Origin of the sequence: Paucibacter soli, assembly GCF_037482845.1 — a bacterium.
Taxonomy (GTDB): domain Bacteria; phylum Pseudomonadota; class Gammaproteobacteria; order Burkholderiales; family Burkholderiaceae_C; genus Paucibacter_B; species Paucibacter_B soli.
The window spans coordinates 88,173-106,110 of the sequence record NZ_JBBHJW010000014.1 but is presented as its reverse complement, the minus strand read 5'-3'; the positions used below and the strand labels follow the sequence as shown (position 1 = coordinate 106,110).

Genomic DNA, 17,938 nt, shown 5'->3' with positions numbered 1-17,938 from the left:
CCATCGCCACCCTCCAGCACGTCGATCCCCGCCCCACCCGAGAGGGAATCGTTGTCGCCCTGCCCGTTCAGTTGGTCGTCGCCGACGCTACCTGTCAAGGAATCATTGCCCCAGCCCCCGTTGAGCACGTTAATCGTCCCTGGCGCATCACTGCCAGCAACACCAGGCCGATCATTGCCCTCCGCATAAAGCGAGTCACTGCCGCTACCACCGTCCAAGGTGTCGGCACCGCTTCCACCATAAAGGTAGTCATTACCGTCGCCACCGCTCAGCGTGTCGTTGTCAGCTCCTCCGTAGAGCTGATCACTGCCCAGTCCGCCGTCCAGCGTGTCGTTGCCCCCCAACGCGTAGGCAATGTTGTCCGCGCCGATGTTGATGCCCGGCGTGGCGGCGCCGAAACTGTCGCCGTTGTCGGTGCCGCGCCAGGCGACGAAGTTGTCGACGAAATCGCTGCCGCTCAGGCTGGTCTTGCCCGTGAGGCTGCTGTCGAGAATGACAAAGGTATCGACCTCGCTGAACTGCCCATCATCGTTGCCATCGACCCAGACCTCGATGTGGTTGAGCCCCGGTGAGTAACGCCACAGCACGTCCACAAAGCCGTCGCCGGGGTTTGATCCTGGGCGCACACCCAGGCTACCCGAGCTGAACGCTTGATCATCGGTTCGGAACGGTGTCTCGGCAGCCACCGTGGCCAGCGGCAGGCCGTTGATGTAGTTGGTGCCTGGAAGATCGAGCCGGTCGCCATTGGTGAAGTCGGTGATGGTGTCGATCGTGGTCTGCGAAGACTCGGTGCGTGGCGTGCCAAAGTCGAACCGGAAGGTGTCGTTACCACTGCCTCCGGTCAGCGTGTCGGCATCCATGCCACCAGCAACGGCATCGTCACCGGCGCCGCCGACGATCACGTCGTTGCCGGCACCGCCGTTCAGCGAATCGTTGCCATCGCCACCGTCGATCTGGTCGTTGCCGTCGTTGCCGTAGATGGTGTCTTGGCCCAGTTCACCGAATAGTTGATCGTTGTCTGTGCCGCCAAAGAGGGAGTCGTTGTTGGCGCCACCGCGCAGGACATCATCGCCCGCTCCACCATTGAGATGGTCACTGCCCGCGCCGGCATAGAGCGTGTCGTTGCCGGCACCACCGATGATTTGCAGATTGCCGTAGTACGGCGTGGGCAGCGGCACGCCCAGCAGGCTGGCGTCAAAGACGAAGGCGTCGCCCACCCCTTGCGCCGAGGCGTCGAATCGAAGTGAACTGGTCACACTAGTGAACACACCGGTGTCATTGAGCGTGAGCCTGACCGTGCCCGCGCCAATTTGGAATTGCTCGACGCCAGTCACCGTGGCGGCGCCAAGCACGACCGAGGATGCATAGGTCCCTGAAAGCCGCAAGGTGTCGGTGCCCGTTCCACCCGAAATACTGTCCAAGGCCGTCAGGGCATCGCCCAACACAAAGGTATCGTCACCATCACCACCCGATGCGCTGTCGTTGCCACCGGCTGCCAGGTCGAAATAGTCCCCATGACTGCCGCCCGTCAGCGCATCGCCGCCCGCCGTGCCTTTGCGAAAGAGCGAGCCATCGGCAAAGTTCAAGTTGCTGGACGTGAGGCTCGCATAGCTGGCGCCGAGCAAGCTCATGTACTGCCCAGCAATGCCTACCTGGAGCGATGCGCCCTGCTGAAACTGAAGGTTTGACGCGCTGTAGCTGGCGGCGAACTGCAAGGTGTCTGTCGCCGCACTAAAACTCGCCGACGTGCTGGGCACGAAGTTGATGATCGCCATGTGCTGCTTCCCCCTGTAGTGGATCCCTACCGGCAAGAACCAGATGCATCCGGCGATGCCAATGCAGGTTCTGCGACCTGCTTGAATGGCTTGGCGACCCAGCATCCGACTCGGGCTGCACGAATCTACGTTGAAGCAAATGCCGCGGTGAACCCCTAAGCTGCCCTCTAATTCATCAACTCAGATGAAGGAGTTGCGCTGCGCGGCCGAGCCAATCAGCAGAAACCCTAAATGCATCAGCGTATCGGTCGACGGATCAGGCACGCGACGTCATTGAACACGTCCATCGGCACGCGACTGACCTATGCTGAATGGAGACGAAATGCCCGCCATCGGGCCGTCAGTGGTCAAACCGCACCTCCATGACGCATCTCGTCCAATTGCATTCGCACGTAGGCAATGAACGCGGACCTGTCCGAATTTCTGTGTGTGAGGCTCATTGAACCTTCACCGAATTCGTGAAGCTGGTGGGCGATCTTACGGCGTCAACTTCGTGAACCTGTCTTCGTAGAGGATCGCGAATTGATTCATCGCGGCCTTCCGGTTGTGCGCAGCACGCCCCCAGTCCTCGGTGATGTTGCGCAGCGCCAGCCAGATCAGCTTGGTCGCCGCGTCGTCGCTGGGGAAGTGCCCACGCGTCTTGATGATCTTGCGCAGCCGCGCGTTCACGCTCTCGATCGCGTTGGTCGTGTAGATCACCCGCCTCACCTCGGGCGGGAAGGCGAAGAACGGAATGACCTTGTCCCAGGCTCGGCGCCAGGCGCTGACGACGGTCGGGAACTTCTGCCCCCAAGGCCCGGCCTCAAACGCGTCCAGTTCGGCCTCGGCGGCCTCGGCGTTCACCGCCGTGTAGATCGGCTTGATGGCCGCGGCCAGCGCCTTGCGGTCCTTCCATGACGCAAAGTCCAGGCTGTTGCGGATCAGGTGCACGATGCAGGTCTGCAGCGTCGTGGCCGGGAACACCGCTCCCAGCGCCTCTGGCATGCCCTTGAGCCCGTCCGTGACGGCGATCAGGATGTCATGGACCCCGCGGGTCTTCAGATCGTTGAAGACCTTCATCCAGAACTTGGCCCCCTCGGTGTTCTCGATCCAGATCCCGAGGATGTCGCGCGTGCCGTCGGGCAGCACGCCCAGCGCCAGGTACACGGCCTTGGACCGCACCACGGCGTCCTCTCGAATCTTGACGCGCAGCGCGTCGAAGAACACGACCGGGTACATCGGCTCCAGCGGCCGGGTCTGCCAGGCCGTGACCTCGCTCATCACCTCGTCGGTCACGCTGCTGATGAGGTCGGGCGAGACGTCCACCGAGTACATCTCGGCGAGGAAGCCCTGGATCTCGCGCACCGTCATGCCGCGCGCGTACATGGCGATGATCTTGTCGTCGAAACCGGTGAAGCGCCGCTCGTGTTTGCCAATGAGTTGCGGCTCGAAGCTGCCCTCACGGTCGCGGGGAACATCAATGCGCAGGGCGCCTGCATCGGTCAACACCGTCTTGGCGCTCTTGCCGTTGCGGTGATTGGCCGCAGTTCCTTCGGGCTTGGCCTGACCGGGCGCATAGCCCAGGTGGTGACTCATCTCGGCGCCCAGGGCGCGCTCCAGCACTGCCTTCTTGAACTGCTGGAAGATGTGTTCCAACTCGGCCGGTGTCACAGGCCCGGGAATCAATTGCTCAAGCAGTTCGGCTGAGAATTGCGGCTGCTCCGCCTTGTCCGGTGCAGCGGTAGTCTTCGTCTTGCGTGGCATTCATGCTCCTTGTCGACATGCTATGCCTCACACACAAAGTTTCTGACAGGTTCGATCGTGGGCGGCTCAGCGCCGAAGCACCGAGCACCGGATGCCAAGCTGATTGCGCTGCTGGCCAAGGCGCACGATTGGGCGGGCAAGCTAACCTCAGGCAAGGCAGCGGGCATCTTGGAGATCGCAACTGCGGAGGGCGTCGGCAGCTCGTATGTGAACCGTGTCGTGCACCTGGCGTTCTTAGCCCCGGACATTGTGCAAGCTATCACCAGGAGTGAGCAGCCGCCGAAGATCAATGCGGCCGGCTTGATCGCAAAAGTGCCGCTGCCGCTGGATTGGGCGGAGCAGCGTCGGGTACTGGGGTTCGATGGCTGAGCACGGCCCCTGGACCACATCAATCAACGAGGCGCTTCGGCGCCCTGCGCTGTTGCGGTCGGCCAAGTCGGCGGGCCAAAGTCGTACTGCCAATCTTCGGCGCAGAGAAAAACGCGCCGTTGGGGCCTATTCATGGTGGCGTGCTCGCTGACAGGGAAATTGCCGCCCGGCGGTAGCCCGCACGGTGCGGGCCAGACAAAGAAAAACCCGCCACGAGGGCGGGTTTCCAGTCTTCTTGGCGGAGTCGGAGAGATTCGAACTCTCGATGCAGGTTTTGCCCACATACTCCCTTAGCAGGGGAGCACCTTCGGCCACTCGGTCACGACTCCAGCAGAGCCTCGCAGTATAGCAGCAGTTTTTGCCTGCTCAAGCGAAACTCCATGTTTCGACGAATTTTCTTAGGCGGCTTGCTGGTCGAGGTCGAAGGCCTTGTGCAGGGCGCGCACCGCCAGCTCCATGTACTTCTCGTCGATCACGACGCTGGTCTTGATCTCGCTGGTGGAGATCATCTGGATGTTGATGCCCTCCTCGCTGAGTGCGCGGAACATCTTGGAGGCCACGCCCACATGCGAGCGCATGCCGATGCCGACGATGGAAACCTTGCAGATCTTGGGGTCGCCCATCACCTTGGCGGCATGGGTGGCCGGGCCCACGGTCTGTTCCAGCAACTCCATGGTGCGCGCGTAGTCGTTGCGGTGCACGGTGAAGGAGAAGTCGGTCTTGCCGTCCTGCGAGACGTTCTGGATGATGACGTCGATGTCGATATTGGCATCCGCCACCGGGCCCAGGATCTGGAAGGCAATGCCGGGCTTGTCGGGCACGCCCAGCAAGGTCACCTTGGCTTCGTCACGGTTGAAGGCGATGCCCGACACGACGGCTTGTTCCATTTTTTCGTCCTCTTCAAAACTGATCAGGGTGCCGGACTTGGCTTCCTCGTTGATATCGATGTCCCAGGGCGTGAAGCTGGAGAGCACGCGCAGCGGCACGCGGTACTTGCCGGCAAATTCCACAGAGCGGATCTGCAGGATCTTGGAGCCCAGCGAGGCCATCTCCAGCATCTCTTCGAAGCTGATGGTGTGCAGGCGGCGTGCCTCGGGCACGATGCGCGGATCGGTGGTGTAGACGCCGTCCACATCGGTGTAGATCAGGCATTCGTCGGCCTTCATCGCGGCGGCAATCGCCACCGCCGAGGTGTCCGAACCGCCGCGCCCAAGGGTGGTGATGTTCTTGTCCTCATCGATGCCCTGGAAGCCGGCGATCACCACCACCTTGCCCCGGGCCAGATCGGCACGCACCTTGGCGTCGTCGATGCTCTCGATGCGCGCCTTGGTGTAGGAGGAATCGGTGGCGACCGGGACTTGCCAGCCGGTGTAGCTGACCGCCTCCATGCCCTCGGCCTGCAGTGCGATGGCCAAGAGGCCCACCGACACCTGTTCGCCGGTGGAGGCGATCATGTCCAGCTCGCGCATCAGCTCGGGGCTGGTGGAAGCGGGCGAAAGTTCCTTGGCCAGGCCCAAGAGGCGATTCGTCTCGCCGCTCATCGCCGAAGGCACCACCACCATCTGGTGACCGGCACGCGCCCATTTGGCGACGCGCTTGGCCACGTTGCGGATACGGTCGGTCGAGCCCATCGAGGTGCCGCCGTACTTGTGAACGATCAAAGCCATGGGATGTCTTGTTGCATGCGCGGTGGGTTCGGAAAAGCTCGGGTGTGCGCCGCGGTCGCAGCCGGCGATTCTAAGCGCCGCTTCCCGGAAAAACCCTAGCCTTGCGGGTTACAGAGCTGCGTCAAACAGAGCTGGCATCAGCATGCCAAACGATGCTGAGCTGGGGCTGACCGGTCTCCGCCCAGCAGCGCGCATCCAGCCCCAGGCCCGGCACATGGAGCAATTGCGCCCCCGCATAGAGCAAGGGCCCATGCCGCGCCGCCTCGGGCACGCCGGCCGCCTGCCAAGCCTTCTTGAGACTGCGAGTCACCCTTTTCGGATGAGAAAGGAATTGCTCGCCGCCCTGGCGAGCGCGCACCTGCACGTGGGCCAGCAAAGACGGCGCCACCCCGCCCTGCTCCACCGCGCAGACCTGCCATTCGCCGGGCCATTGCGCACTGCGGTAAAGACCCGGCTGGCTGAGGTCCAGCAGCTCGGGCCGCGGCGTCACGAGAGCCACTTGCGTGGGAAGCAGGCTCAGCCGCCCGCGATAGAGCTGTAAGCGCCCGCCCGGCACCGGCCAGTAGCCCGAGCTGGCCGTCGGCAGCTCGTCAAGCAGGCGCTGTACCAAGCTGGCAGGCGCGGCCCGGCCCAGGCCTTGCAGCAGCCAGGCGCGCAGCAGATTGCTGGCGCGCGCCGGCGAGAGCGTGCTCAGCGCGGCCTGCTGCAGGCCGGCAGCGTCGGCCCAGCGCGCCAGGTCCTCGGCGGCGATCTCCTGCTGCAGGCTCAGGCTCTGCTGCGCCCAGGCGGCGGCCCGGGCCAGGCTGGCCTCGGCCTGCGGAAAGGCCTCGCTCAAGCCATGCCAGAGCTGCAAGCGGATGCGGTTGCGCGCATAACGCGCATCCTGGTTGCTGTCGTCCTCGATATGCGTGAGCCCATGGGCCGCCACATAGGCCTCGATGGCGGCGCGGGGATGGTCAAGCCAGGGCCTGGCCCAGACCAATCCGGCACGCAACTGCTCGCGCGGCATGCCCGCCAGCCCGGCGCTGCCGGCACCGCGCAGGGCCTGCAGCAGCCAGGTCTCGGCCTGGTCGCGGCGATGGTGGGCCAGCAGCAGCAGGCTGCAGCCCTGCTGCTGCGCCATCTCGGCGAGGGCCTGGTAGCGCCCGGCACGCGCCCAGGCCTCGGTACTTTGCCCGGGCGCGGGCGCACCGCTCAGGCGCCGGGCATGGAAACTGACGGGTAGGCCAGCCGCGGCCCATTGCCCGCATTGCCGCTGGCCATGCGCCAGCCAGGCATCGGCCTGCGGGCTCAGCCCATGGTGCACATGCAGAGCGCAGACATGCAGGCCCCAGCCCAGGGCCTGAGCGGCCGTGGCATGCAGCAAGGCGGTGGAATCGCGCCCGCCGCTATAGGCAACGGCGACGCGGCGGGCTGGATCAGCGGTTCTTGGTGTCGCTGAAACGTCCATAGGCCTGCAGGCGCTCGTAGCGGCGCTCCAGCAGTTCCTTGACCTTCAGATCGCTGACCTGGCGCAGCGCATCGGAGAGCGCGCGCTTCAGGTTGGACGCCATCTGCTTGGTGTCGCGGTGTGCGCCACCCACCGGCTCGTTGACGATTTTGTCGATCAGGCCCATGGCCTTCAAGCGGTGGGCGGTGATACCCAGCGCATCGGCGGCCTCGGGCGCGCGCTCCGAGGTCTTCCACAGGATCGAGGCACAGCCTTCCGGCGAGATCACCGAATAGGCCGAGAACTGCAGCATCAGCACCTGGTCGGCCACGCCGATGGCCAGGGCGCCGCCCGAACCGCCCTCGCCGATCACGGTGGCGATGATGGGCACTTCCAGCTGCGCCATCTCGAAGATGTTGCGGCCGATCGCTTCCGACTGACCGCGCTCCTCGGCACCGATGCCGGGATAGGCGCCCATGGTGTCGATGAAGGTGAACACCGGCAGGCCGAACTTCTCGGCCAGCTTCATCAGGCGCAGGGCCTTGCGATAGCCCTCGGGGCGCGGCATGCCGAAGTTGCGCAGCGCACGTTCCTTGGCGTCGGCGCCGCGCTGGTGGCCTATCACCATGCAGGCCTGGCCATTGAAGCGGGCAATGCCGCCGACGATGGCGGCATCGTCGGCGAAATGGCGATCACCGTGTAGTTCCTGGAACTCGGTGAAGATGTCGGCGCAATAGTCCAGCGTCTGCGGACGCTGCGGGTGGCGCGCGACCTGGTAGGTCTGCCATGGCGCCACGCTGGAGTAGATGTCCTTGGTGAGCTGCTGGCTCTTCTTGGAGAGACGGTCGATCTCCTCCGAGATGTCGACCGCCGACTCGCTCTGCACATAGCGCAGCTCTTCGATCTTGCTTTCGAGCTCGGCGATCGGCTGCTCGAATTCTAGGAAGTGTTTTTTGCTCATCAGTTGTGTTCCTGACATGAGATTTGACCGCGCGGGGCGCGAGGATCCGGCTGAGCCGGTCCTCCGCGCCCGCCCCCTTGAGGGGGCCGGCGAAGCCGGTAGGGGGTGGGTCAGTACTCCACCGGCAGCGGGTCCAAACTGCGCCAAATGTACCATGTGGCTACCGAGCGGTAGGGGGCCCAGGCCTCGCCCACCTCGCGCGCCTCAGCACGCGATACCGGTTCGCCGGAAAAGTAGTTCTGGCTGATGCCCTTGAGCAGACCGAGGTCGTCCAGCGGCATCACGTTGGGGCGCATGAGGTGGAAGATCAGGAACATCTCGGCCGTCCAGCGGCCGATGCCACGGATCGCGATCAGCTCGTCGATGATGGCTTCATCGTCCATCTGCGTCCATTGCTTCACATGTACGCGGCCGGCCTCGAAGCTTTCGGCCAGGTCGCGCAGGTATTCCACCTTGCGCGCCGACAGGCCGGCGCCGCGCTGCAGCTCCACGGTCAGCGCCAGCACCGCCTGCGGCGGCACCTTGTGGCTGGGGCCGCTGATCAGGGCGCAGAACTTGTCCCACACCGATTGGGCGGCCTTCACCGAGATCTGCTGGCCGACGATGGAGCGCGCCAGGGTGGTGAAGGCATCGCCCTTGCTCTGCAGCCGCGCCTCGCCGAACTGCGGGATCAGCTTTTTCATCACGCGGTCGCGCTTGCTCAGATGGCGGCAAGCCTCGTCCCAGTAATCCGGGGTCACCCCGGCGGCTGGCGCGCGCCCCATCAGGCCTTCATCCAGGTGGTGCCGCTGGGCGAATCCTGCAACACGATGCCCTGGGCCAGCAGCTCGGCGCGGATGCGATCCGCCTCGGCGAACTGGCGCGCGGCCTTGGCAGCCGCGCGGGCCTCGATTTGCGCCTGGATGGCCGCCTCGTCCAGGCCGCTGCCGGCCTGCAGGTACTGGCGCGGCGCCTGCTGCAGGATGCCCAGCGTGGCGCCCAGACCCTTCAGCAGGGCCGCGTCGGCGCCCGAGCGGCTGCGGTTCACCGCATTCGCCAGCTCGAACAGCACCGAAACCGCGCCCGGGGTGTTGAAGTCATCGTCCATCGCGGCCTTGAAGGCCGCGGCTTGCGGCTGCGCCCAGTCGATCTCACCATCCGGCACCTCGACGCCGTCCAGCGCGGTGTAGAGGCGGCGCAGTGCGGCGCGTGCGTCGTCCAGGTTCACGTCGCTGAAATTGAAGGGGCTGCGGTAATGGGTGCGCAGCATGAAGTAGCGCAGGGTCTCGCCGTCGTAGCGCTTGAGCACGTCCTGGATGGTGAAGAAATTGCCCAGGGACTTGGACATCTTCTCGTTGTCCACATTCAGGAAGCCGTTGTGCATCCAGACATTGACGAAGGGATGGCCCAGCGCGCCCTCGCTCTGGGCGATCTCGTTCTCATGGTGAGGGAACTGCAGGTCCATGCCGCCGCCATGGATGTCGAAGCGCTCGCCCAGCAGGGCGCAGGCCATCGCCGAGCATTCGATATGCCAGCCCGGGCGGCCGGGGCCGTAGCCGCTGGCCCATTTGGCGTCCTCGGGCTCGCTCTCCTTGGCCGACTTCCACAGCACGAAGTCCAGTGGGTCCAGCTTGCCGTCATCCACCGCCACGCGCTCGCCCGCGCGCAAATCGTCCAGCGACTTGCCGCTGAGCTTGCCGTAGCCAGGGAACTTGCGCACCGCAAAGTTCACATCGCCATTGCTGGCGCGGTAGGCCAGGCCCTTGCCTTCCAGCGTGCCGATCAGGTCCAGCATCTGGCCCACATAGTCGGTAGCACGCGGCTCATGCGTGGGGCGCTCCACGCCCAGGGCGCCGATGTCGCGGTGCATCGCCGCGATCATTTCGTCGGTGAGCGCACGGATGCTGATGCCACGCTCCACCGCACGCTTGATGATCTTGTCCTCGATGTCGGTGATGTTGCGCACATAGGTGACGCGCAAGCCCGAAGCCTTGAGCCAGCGCTGCGCCACATCGAAGGCCATCATCATGCGGGCATGGCCCACATGGCAAAGGTCGTAAATCGTCATGCCGCAGACATACATGCGCACATGACCGGGTTCGATGGGGGCAAAGGGCTCGACCGCACGGGTGAGCGAGTTGTAGATGCGCAGAGTCATGGATGGGGCTGGGCTTGGATGCAAGATAGGCTGCTGCGCGCCCCACTGATCATGCCGGTGGTGGCACGGGCGGTTGACCGGCGCCGGGCAGCGATCAGGCACTCTAGAATGGCCCGAAGTATACCGGCTCGACTTCCAGCGAGGCATGAGGGCCGGCCCTCAGACGAGCACCCACGGCAGCCGCCGCACTCCAACACCCCCGACCCATGTACCGTCAACGAACCCTGGCCCTGCTGCTGAGCATGCTGCTGGCGAACGCCGCCCAGGCCGGCGTGCTGGAACAGGCCCAGGCCGACTGGTTGGCAGGCAAGCGCGAGCAAGCCCTGCAGAGCGTGCAGGCCGCATTGAACGAATCGCCGCAGGACGCGCGCCTGCGCTTTGCGTTGGCGGTGATGCAGATGGAGTCCGGCCGCGCAGATGCCGCCGAGACCTTGCTGCTGGGCCTGACCCAGGACTTCCCGGATCTGGCCGACCCCTACAACAACCTGGCCGTGATACGCGCCGGCCGCGGCGAGCTCGAAGGCGCGCGCCGCGCGCTGGAGCAGGCGCTGGCGCTGCAACCCGAGCATCTGCAGGCGCAGGAAAACCTCGGCGATGTGCTGCTGCGCCTTGCGCTGCAGTCCTATGAGCGGGCGCACAAGCTCAGCGTCAGCACGCGCCCTGCCCTCGAACTCAAGCTCGGCCGCACGCGCGAATTGGCGCGCCTGCTCGCGCCCGGCCGCTGAGACACAATATCCACCCTCTCGAAACGCAACCGCGACATGAACAGCAAGCTCCTAGTTCTTTGCGCCGCCCTGCTGTGCGCCGGCGCGACGGCGCAGACCGTCAAGCTCAGCACCACCGAAGGCGATATCCGCGTCCAGCTGGACGCCGAGAAGGCGCCCAAGACCGTGGCCAACTTCCTGCAGTATGTGAAGGCCGGCCACTACGACGGGGTGATCTTCCACCGGGTGATCGACAACTTCATGATCCAGACCGGCGGCTACACCGTGAAGCTGGCGCAAAAACCCACCAAGCCGGCGATCCCGCTGGAGAGCAACAACGGCCTGCTCAACACGCGCGGCACGCTGGCCATGGCCCGCACCAACGACCCGAATTCGGCCACCGCCCAGTTCTTCATCAACGTGGCCGACAACGCCTTCCTCGACGCGGCCAACGCGCGCGACGGCAAGGGCTATGCGGTGTTCGGCCAGGTCATCGAGGGCATGGACGTGGTCGACAAGATCAAGTCCATCCCGACCAGCCCCCAGGGCATGCACCAGAACCTGCCCACCAAAACCGTCCTCATCACCAAGGCCATTGTGGAGTCCAAGAAATGACCAAGACCGTAGAACTGCAGACCAACCATGGCGTGATCCGCGTCGAGCTGGATGACGCCAAGGCTCCCATCAGCGTGGCCAATTTCCTCAGCTATGTGAACAGCGGCCATTACAACGGCACGGTGTTCCACCGCGTCATCAAGGGCTTCATGGTGCAGGGCGGCGGTTTTGAGCCCGGCATGAAACAAAAGCCCACCGAGGCGCCGATCCAGAACGAGGCCAACAACGGCCTGAAAAACGAGCACTACACCCTGGCGATGGCGCGCACCAATGCGCCGCACTCGGCATCCGCCCAGTTCTTCATCAACACCACCAAGAACGACTTCCTCAACTTCAAGTCCGAGAGCCCCTCGGGCTGGGGCTATGCTGTATTCGGCAAGGTCGTCGCCGGCACCGAGGTGGTGGATGCGATCGAGAAGGTCAAGACCGGCCGCTCCGGCTTCCACGACGACGTGCCGCTGGAAGATGTGGTGATCGAGCGCGCGGTCGAAATTGGCTGATCTGCTGAGCAGGGTGCAGGCGCCGTCCGACTGGACGGCGATCGACTTCATCTCCGACCTGCACCTGGCCCCCGAGACGCCACACACCCTGGCCGCGCTGCGGCGCTATCTGCGCGCCACGCCGGCCCAGGCGGTGTTTCTGCTGGGCGACATCTTCGAGGTCTGGATCGGCGACGATGCGCGCGGCGACGCCTTCGAGGCCGAATGCACGGCGCTCTTGCAAGCCGCCAGTCAAGACCTGACCCTGTTCTTCATGGCCGGCAACCGCGACTTCCTGGTCGGCGACGAGATGGCCGCCGCCGCCGGCTTCCAGCGGCTTGCGGACCCCTGCCTGCTGGAGGCGTTTGGCCGGCGCTGGCTGCTCAGTCACGGCGACGCGTTATGCCTGGACGACAAGCCCTACCAGCAGTTCCGCGCGATGTCGCGCAACCCTGCGTGGCAGGCCCAGATGCTGGCGCAGCCGGTCGAGCGCCGGCGCGAGCAGGCGCGCCAGCTGCGCCTGCAGAGCATCGCCAATCAACAGGCCATGAAGCCCGAGAACTGGGCCGACCTGGATGCCGGGGCCACACGTGCCTGGCTGCGCCAGGCAGCCGCACCGGTGCTGATCCACGGCCACACCCACCGCCCTGCCGAGCACGACCTGGGCCAAGGCCTGAGCCGCTGGGTGCTGCCCGACTGGGACTGCGAGCATGGCGCGCCGCGCGGCGGGCCGCTGCGCCTCACGGCCGCCGGCCCTTCGCGCCTGGGCATAGACTGATGCTGGGCGCCTGGTGGCGCCGCTGGCGCGCGCGCCACGAGCGCCAGATCCCCGAGCCGGTCTGGCAACTCACCCTCGCCCGCTACCCCTTCATCGCGGCGCGCTCGGTCTCCGAGCTCAGCGAGCTGCGCCAGCTCTGCTCGCAGTTCCTGGCCCGCAAGGAATTCCACGGCGTGGCCGGCTTCCAGGTCAGCGACGAGGTGGCCGTGGCCGTGGCCGCCCAGGCCTGCCTGCCGGTGCTGCGCCTGGGGCTGGACTGGTACGACGACTTCGTCGGCATCGTCATGCATGCGCATGAGGTGGTGGCCGCGCGCGAGTTCATGGATGAGGACGGCGTCGTGCACGAATACGACGAGGTGCTGGCCGGCGAGGCTATGGAAGGCGGCCCGCTGATGCTGGCCTGGAGCGAACTGGCGCCCGAGCCCACCGCGCTAACGGCCTGCGAGAGCGTCTACAACGTGGTGATCCACGAATTCGCCCATGTGCTGGACATGCGCGATGGCATCGCCGATGGCGTGCCGCCGCAAGGCAGCGCGGCGGCACGCGCGCAGTGGCTGCGGGTGCTGGACGCCGAATGGCTGGGCTTCTGCGAGCGCGTCGATGCCGGCGAAGCCACCCTCATCGACCCCTACGGCGCCGAGGCAATTGAGGAATTCTTCGCCGTCGCCAGCGAGGCCTTCTTCGTCGCCCCAAGAGAACTGCTGGACGAGCAGCCGGTACTGTACCGGCTGCTCAGCGGCTTCTACAGGCAGGACCCGGCCGGCTGAACAAGCTTATTCTCAGCTGGTGGTGGCCGGCTCGGCCTTGGGCTTGTTGTCGCTGCGCTTGAGCGGCTGGATCTCCAGCAGCACCTCGCCAGCGTCGTCCACGTCCACGCCCAGGCGGCCTCCATCGACCAGGCGGCCGAACAAGAGCTCGTCTGCCAGTGCGCGGCGTATGGTGTCCTGGATCAGGCGCTGCATCGGGCGCGCGCCCATCAGCGGATCGAAGCCCTTCTTGGCCAGATGCTTGCGCAACTTGTCGCTGAAGGTGACCTCGACCTTCTTTTCCTGCAGCTGGCTTTCCAGTTGCAGCAGGAACTTGTCGACCACGCGCATGATGATTTCTTCATCCAGCGCACGGAACGAGACGATGGCGTCCAGGCGGTTGCGGAACTCGGGCGTGAACAGGCGCTTGATATCACCCATCTCGTCGCCGCGTTCGCGCGAGTTGGTGAAGCCTATGGTCGACTTGTTCATCGTCTCGGCGCCCGCATTGGTCGTCATGATGATGATGATGTTGCGGAAGTCGGCCTTGCGTCCGTTGTTGTCGGTGAGCGAACCATGGTCCATCACCTGCAGCAGCACATTGAAGACATCCGGATGCGCCTTCTCGATTTCGTCGAGCAGCAGCACCGCATGCGGCTTCTTGGTGACGGCCTCGGTCAGCAGGCCGCCCTGGTCGAAGCCCACATAGCCTGGGGGCGCGCCGATCAGGCGGCTGACCGCATGGCGCTCCATGTACTCCGACATATCGAAGCGGATCAACTCGATGCCCAGGATATAGGCGAGCTGCTTGGCCACCTCGGTCTTGCCCACGCCGGTGGGGCCGGAGAACAGGAAGGAGCCGATCGGCTTGTCGGGCTTGCCCAGGCCCGAGCGCGCCATCTTGATGGCGGCCGCGAGCGCGTCGATGGCCGGCTCCTGGCCGAACACCACGCTGTTGAGGTCGCGGTCCAGGCTCTTGAGCTTGCCGCGGTCGTCGGTGGACACCGAGGCCGGCGGGATGCGCGCGATCTTGGCGACGATGTCCTCCACCTCGGCACGCGTGATGGTCTTCTTCTGCTTGCTCTTGGGCAGGATGCGCTGCGCCGCACCGGCCTCGTCGATCACGTCGATGGCCTTGTCGGGCAGGTGACGGTCGTTGATGTACTTAGCCGAGAGCTCGGCCGCGGCCTGCAAGGCACCGAGCGCGTACTTGACGCTGTGGTGCTCCTCGAAGCGCGACTTCAGGCCCTTGAGGATCTCGACGGTCTGCTCCACCGAGGGCTCCACCACGTCAACCTTCTGGAAGCGCCGCGACAGCGCGGCGTCCTTCTCGAAGATGCCGCGATACTCGTTGAAGGTGGTCGCACCTATGCACTTCATCGCGCCCGACGACAGCGCCGGCTTGAGCAGATTGCTGGCGTCCAGCGTGCCGCCCGAGGCGGCGCCCGCGCCGATCAGGGTATGGATCTCGTCGATGAACAGGATGGCGTTGGGCTGGTCCTTGAGCTGCTTGAGCACGGCCTTGAGGCGCTGCTCGAAATCGCCGCGGTACTTGGTGCCCGCCAAGAGCGCACCCATGTCCAGCGAATACACCACCGCCTCGCTCAGCACGTCGGGCACCTCGCCCTCGGTGATGCGCCAGGCCAGGCCCTCGGCAATGGCGGTCTTGCCCACGCCGGCCTCGCCCACCAGCAGCGGGTTGTTCTTGCGCCGACGGCACAGCACCTGCACCACGCGCTCGACCTCATGCTCGCGGCCGATCAGCGGATCGATCTTGCCATCTTTGGCGAGCTGGTTGAGGTTCTGCGTGAACTGCTCCAGCGGCGAGCCCTTTCCACCGCCGCCGCTGGCGTCCGCCTCCTCGCGCTCGGCCTCTCCGCCACCGCCCTCCTGTCCCTTGGGTGGCTCGGGCGGCTCGCTCTTCTTGATGCCGTGGGCAATGTAGTTCACCACGTCCAGCCGCGTCACGCCCTGCTGGTGCAGGTAGTAGACGGCGTGCGAATCCTTCTCGCCGAAGATCGCCACCAGCACGTTCGCGCCGGTAACTTCCTTCTTGCCGCTGCCGGTGGATTGCACATGCATGATGGCGCGCTGGATCACGCGCTGAAAGCCCAGTGTCGGCTGGGTGTCCACCTCGTCGCTGCCGCCCACCGTGGGCGTGTTGTCCTTGATGAACTGCGCCAGGCTTTTGCGCAGATCGTCGATATTGGCCGAACAGGCCCGCAACACCTCGGCCGCGGACGGGTTGTCCAGCAAGGCCATCAGCAGATGCTCCACGGTGATGAACTCGTGGCGCTGCTGGCGCGCTTCGACAAACGCCATGTGCAGGCTGACTTCAAGCTCTTGGGCAATCATGCGGCCTCCATAATGCACTGCAAAGGATGGCCGGCACGCCTTGCGGCGGCCAGCACCAACTCGACCTTGGTGGCCGCCACGTCCTTGGTGAACACACCGCAAACGCCTCGGCCATCGTGATGGATTTTGAGCATGATCTGGGTGGCCGTATCCAGGTCATGGCGGAAATATTCCTGCAGCACCATCACCACGAATTCCATCGGGGTGAAATCGTCATTGAGCATCAGCACCTGGTACAGGCGCGGGGGCTCGGTCTTCTGCGGCACCCGCTCCAGAATCGTGGTGCCGTCTGCGTCGTCGCGCCCCGGCACGGCGCCCGGCGTCTGACCGGGTGGCGTGGGTGGCTTCTTGGGAAGATCAGGCATGCCGCGATTCTATCGACAGGGGCTACTCCCCACATGGGGCCGGTCCATCTTCCGACAAGTCCGGCGCCTACATTGCGCGATATGGCCCCGGGCCGTGCAGCATTTCTCGACCCTTGCTTTCGACACCCCCGGGCAGGCCCTGAATTGACATCCGGGAGACAGTGGAGAGAATCCGCGGCTGGTGCGTCAGACACCGGGATGGAGAAGGAATAATGCCACTAGGAACTGTCAAGTGGTTCAACGATGCCAAGGGCTTTGGCTTCATCGAACCCGAGCAAGGCGGAGAAGACGTGTTCGCCCATTTTTCGGCGATACAGATGGAGGGCTTCCGCACCCTCAAGCAGGGCGGCCGCGTGAACTATGAGCTGGTGCAGGGTCCCAAGGGGCAGCTGGCTCAGAACATCACGCCGCTGGAAGCGGCCGCCGCGGCCCAGCAGGAGGCCTCGCTGAGCGGCGCTGCATAGGCAGCGGGTTTCAGCAGCCAGCAAGACAAAGGCCCGCTTTGCAGCGGGCCTTTTTGCTTGCCGACGCAGGGCATTGGCCCCCGCTTGTCGCTCACATCTGGTCGATCATGACCTGGCCGAAACCGGAGCATGAGACCTGGGTCGCGCCATCCATCAGGCGCGCGAAGTCATAGGTGACCTTCTTGCTGGCGATGGCCTTCTCCAGCGCACTGATGATCAGATCGGCGGCCTCGAACCAGCCCATGTGGCGCAACATCATCTCGGCCGAGAGGATTTCCGAACCGGGGTTCACATAGTCCTTGCCGGCGTACTTGGGCGCGGTGCCATGGGTGGCTTCGAAACAGGCCACCGAGTCCGACAGATTGGCGCCCGGCGCGATGCCGATGCCACCGACTTGCGCCGCCAGCGCGTCGGAGATGTAGTCGCCGTTCAGGTTCAGCGTGGCCACCACCGAGTATTCGGCCGGACGCAAGAGGATCTGCTGCAGGAAGGCATCGGCGATCGAATCCTTGATGGTGATGTGCTTGCCATTCTTCGGATTCACGAGCCGGCACCAGGGGCCACCGTCGATCGGCTCGGCACCGAATTCCTTCTGCGCCAGGGCATAGGCCCAGTCACGGAAGCCACCTTCGGTGTACTTCATGATGTTGCCCTTGTGCACGATGGTGACGCTGGGCTTGTCGTTGTCGATCGCGTACTGAATGGCCTTGCGCACCAGACGCTCGGTGCCTTCGCGCGAGACCGGCTTGACGCCGATGCCCGAGGTGTTCGGGAAGCGGATCTTCTTCACGCCCATCTCGTCCTGCAGGAACTTGATCAGCTTCCTGGCCTTGTCGCTCTCGGCCTCGAACTCGATGCCGGCGTAGATGTCTTCCGAGTTCTCACGGAAGATCACCATATGGGTCTTCTCGGGCTCCTTCAGCGGCGAGGGCACGCCCTTGAAGTACTGCACCGGGCGCAGGCAGACATAGAGGTCGAGTTCCTGGCGCAGCGCCACGTTCAGCGAACGGATGCCGCCGCCCACCGGCGTGGTCAGCGGGCCCTTGATGGAGACCACGTATTCGCGCAGGGCCTCGAGCGTCTCAGCCGGCAGCCACACATCGGGGCCATAGACCTTGGTCGACTTCTCGCCGGCATAGACCTCCATCCAGTGGATCTTGCGCTTGCCGCCATAGGCCTTGGCCACGGCCGCGTCGACCACCTTGAGCATCACCGGCGTGATGTCGACACCCGTGCCGTCGCCCTCGATGAAGGGGATGATGGGCTCATCAGGCACCGTCAGCGACATGTCGGCGTTGACGGTGATCTTGCTGCCCTGCTCGGGGCGCTTGATGTGCTGGTACATGGTGCG

Annotated in this window: 17 protein-coding genes and 1 tRNA gene; 7 read left to right on the top strand and 11 right to left on the bottom strand. The window is 64.9% G+C overall.

Features of this window, described 5'->3' with window-relative positions; all coding sequences use genetic code 11:
- Both WG898_RS24055 and WG898_RS24050 read right to left on the bottom strand, forming a co-directional pair.
- Positions 1–1,775: calcium-binding protein (locus WG898_RS24055; protein ID WP_339605310.1), on the bottom strand; the 1,775-nt coding region annotated here is incomplete at its 3' end.
- A gap of 477 nt (positions 1,776–2,252) precedes the next feature.
- Positions 2,253–3,518 (bottom strand): IS256 family transposase, encoded by a 1,266-nt coding sequence (locus tag WG898_RS24050; RefSeq protein WP_339605309.1) that lies wholly within the window; start codon positions 3,516–3,518, stop codon positions 2,253–2,255.
- A gap of 57 nt (positions 3,519–3,575) precedes the next feature.
- On the opposite strand from WG898_RS24050, the gene WG898_RS24045 reads away from it, so the two are divergent.
- Positions 3,576–3,887, top strand: coding sequence for a hypothetical protein (locus tag WG898_RS24045; protein ID WP_339605308.1), 312 nt, complete (start codon positions 3,576–3,578; stop codon positions 3,885–3,887).
- 236 nt (positions 3,888–4,123) lie between these two features.
- Here WG898_RS24045 and WG898_RS24040 read toward each other — a convergent pair.
- The 6 genes from WG898_RS24040 to cysS form a co-directional block, all read right to left on the bottom strand.
- Positions 4,124–4,216, bottom strand: a tRNA-Ser gene (locus tag WG898_RS24040).
- Between the two features lie 69 nt (positions 4,217–4,285).
- A complete protein-coding gene (locus WG898_RS24035; protein ID WP_339605307.1) occupies positions 4,286–5,554 on the bottom strand; it encodes an aspartate kinase in 1,269 nt (422 codons plus the stop codon).
- 121 nt (positions 5,555–5,675) lie between these two features.
- On the bottom strand, positions 5,676–7,004 hold the full coding sequence (tilS, locus tag WG898_RS24030) for a tRNA lysidine(34) synthetase TilS (protein ID WP_339605306.1): 1,329 nt from the start codon (positions 7,002–7,004) through the stop codon (positions 5,676–5,678).
- Positions 6,973–7,944: an acetyl-CoA carboxylase carboxyltransferase subunit alpha gene (locus WG898_RS24025; protein ID WP_339605305.1), complete on the bottom strand. Its 972-nt coding sequence runs from the start codon at positions 7,942–7,944 to the stop codon at positions 6,973–6,975. Before WG898_RS24025 ends, tilS begins: the two co-directional genes overlap by 32 nt.
- 110 nt (positions 7,945–8,054) lie before the next feature.
- The gene (locus WG898_RS24020; RefSeq protein WP_339605304.1) at positions 8,055–8,708 is read right to left on the bottom strand and encodes a DNA-3-methyladenine glycosylase family protein; all 654 of its coding nucleotides are present in this window, start codon (positions 8,706–8,708) and stop codon (positions 8,055–8,057) included.
- Entirely contained in the window at positions 8,708–10,081 is a 1,374-nt protein-coding gene (gene cysS / locus WG898_RS24015; RefSeq protein ID WP_339605303.1) for a cysteine--tRNA ligase, read from the bottom strand. Before cysS ends, WG898_RS24020 begins: the two co-directional genes overlap by 1 nt.
- Positions 10,082–10,287: 206 nt before the next feature.
- Here cysS and WG898_RS24010 point away from each other — a divergent pair, with 206 nt between their 5' ends.
- The 5 genes from WG898_RS24010 to WG898_RS23990 are packed head-to-tail and all read left to right on the top strand — an operon-like array spanning position 10,288 to position 13,424.
- Positions 10,288–10,806 carry a tetratricopeptide repeat protein gene (locus WG898_RS24010; protein ID WP_339605302.1) on the top strand — a complete coding sequence of 173 codons (519 nt, stop codon included), beginning with the start codon at positions 10,288–10,290 and terminating at the stop codon, positions 10,804–10,806.
- Positions 10,807–10,842: 36 nt separating this feature from the next.
- Complete coding sequence (locus WG898_RS24005) at positions 10,843–11,400, top strand: peptidylprolyl isomerase (RefSeq protein WP_339605301.1); 558 nt, start codon at positions 10,843–10,845, stop codon at positions 11,398–11,400.
- A complete protein-coding gene (locus WG898_RS24000) occupies positions 11,397–11,900 on the top strand; it encodes a peptidylprolyl isomerase (protein ID WP_339605300.1) in 504 nt (167 codons plus the stop codon). Before WG898_RS24005 ends, WG898_RS24000 begins: the two co-directional genes overlap by 4 nt.
- A complete protein-coding gene (locus tag WG898_RS23995; protein WP_339605299.1) occupies positions 11,893–12,657 on the top strand; it encodes a UDP-2,3-diacylglucosamine diphosphatase in 765 nt (254 codons plus the stop codon). Before WG898_RS24000 ends, WG898_RS23995 begins: the two co-directional genes overlap by 8 nt.
- Complete coding sequence (locus WG898_RS23990) at positions 12,657–13,424, top strand: M90 family metallopeptidase (protein ID WP_339605298.1); 768 nt, start codon at positions 12,657–12,659, stop codon at positions 13,422–13,424. Before WG898_RS23995 ends, WG898_RS23990 begins: the two co-directional genes overlap by 1 nt.
- A gap of 12 nt (positions 13,425–13,436) precedes the next feature.
- On the opposite strand, the gene clpA is transcribed toward WG898_RS23990, so the two are convergent.
- Complete coding sequence (clpA, locus tag WG898_RS23985) at positions 13,437–15,758, bottom strand: ATP-dependent Clp protease ATP-binding subunit ClpA (RefSeq protein WP_339605297.1); 2,322 nt, start codon at positions 15,756–15,758, stop codon at positions 13,437–13,439.
- Positions 15,755–16,123, bottom strand: a complete 369-nt coding sequence (gene clpS, locus WG898_RS23980; RefSeq protein WP_339605296.1) for an ATP-dependent Clp protease adapter ClpS — start codon at positions 16,121–16,123, stop codon at positions 15,755–15,757. Before clpS ends, clpA begins: the two co-directional genes overlap by 4 nt.
- Positions 16,124–16,335: 212 nt before the next feature.
- Between clpS and WG898_RS23975 the strand changes: the two genes are divergently transcribed.
- A complete protein-coding gene (locus WG898_RS23975) occupies positions 16,336–16,587 on the top strand; it encodes a cold-shock protein (protein ID WP_285232740.1) in 252 nt (83 codons plus the stop codon).
- Between the two features lie 91 nt (positions 16,588–16,678).
- Here the strand turns inward: WG898_RS23975 and icd are convergent, their stop codons facing one another.
- Positions 16,679–17,932, bottom strand: a complete 1,254-nt coding sequence (gene icd, locus WG898_RS23970; RefSeq protein WP_339605295.1) for an NADP-dependent isocitrate dehydrogenase — start codon at positions 17,930–17,932, stop codon at positions 16,679–16,681.
- Positions 17,933–17,938 lie beyond the last annotated feature (6 nt).

What these genes read in the sequence shown, in the direction of transcription:
- WG898_RS24010 (WP_339605302.1), top strand. Translation starts at nt 10,288, where the DNA reads ATGTACCGTCAACGAACCCTGGCCCTGCTGCTGAGCATGCTGCTGGCG.
- WG898_RS24000 (WP_339605300.1), top strand. Translation starts at nt 11,397, where the DNA reads ATGACCAAGACCGTAGAACTGCAGACCAACCATGGCGTGATCCGCGTC.
- WG898_RS24050 (WP_339605309.1), bottom strand. Translation starts at nt 3,518, where the DNA reads ATGCCACGCAAGACGAAGACTACCGCTGCACCGGACAAGGCGGAGCAG.
- WG898_RS24035 (WP_339605307.1), bottom strand. Translation starts at nt 5,554, where the DNA reads ATGGCTTTGATCGTTCACAAGTACGGCGGCACCTCGATGGGCTCGACC.
- WG898_RS24005 (WP_339605301.1), top strand. Translation starts at nt 10,843, where the DNA reads ATGAACAGCAAGCTCCTAGTTCTTTGCGCCGCCCTGCTGTGCGCCGGC.
- tilS (WP_339605306.1), bottom strand. Translation starts at nt 7,004, where the DNA reads ATGGACGTTTCAGCGACACCAAGAACCGCTGATCCAGCCCGCCGCGTC.
- WG898_RS24025 (WP_339605305.1), bottom strand. Translation starts at nt 7,944, where the DNA reads ATGAGCAAAAAACACTTCCTAGAATTCGAGCAGCCGATCGCCGAGCTC.
- icd (WP_339605295.1), bottom strand. Translation starts at nt 17,932, where the DNA reads ATGTACCAGCACATCAAGCGCCCCGAGCAGGGCAGCAAGATCACCGTC.
- clpS (WP_339605296.1), bottom strand. Translation starts at nt 16,123, where the DNA reads ATGCCTGATCTTCCCAAGAAGCCACCCACGCCACCCGGTCAGACGCCG.
- WG898_RS23975 (WP_285232740.1), top strand. Translation starts at nt 16,336, where the DNA reads ATGCCACTAGGAACTGTCAAGTGGTTCAACGATGCCAAGGGCTTTGGC.
- clpA (WP_339605297.1), bottom strand. Translation starts at nt 15,758, where the DNA reads ATGATTGCCCAAGAGCTTGAAGTCAGCCTGCACATGGCGTTTGTCGAA.
- cysS (WP_339605303.1), bottom strand. Translation starts at nt 10,081, where the DNA reads ATGACTCTGCGCATCTACAACTCGCTCACCCGTGCGGTCGAGCCCTTT.
- WG898_RS23990 (WP_339605298.1), top strand. Translation starts at nt 12,657, where the DNA reads ATGCTGGGCGCCTGGTGGCGCCGCTGGCGCGCGCGCCACGAGCGCCAG.
- WG898_RS24020 (WP_339605304.1), bottom strand. Translation starts at nt 8,708, where the DNA reads ATGGGGCGCGCGCCAGCCGCCGGGGTGACCCCGGATTACTGGGACGAG.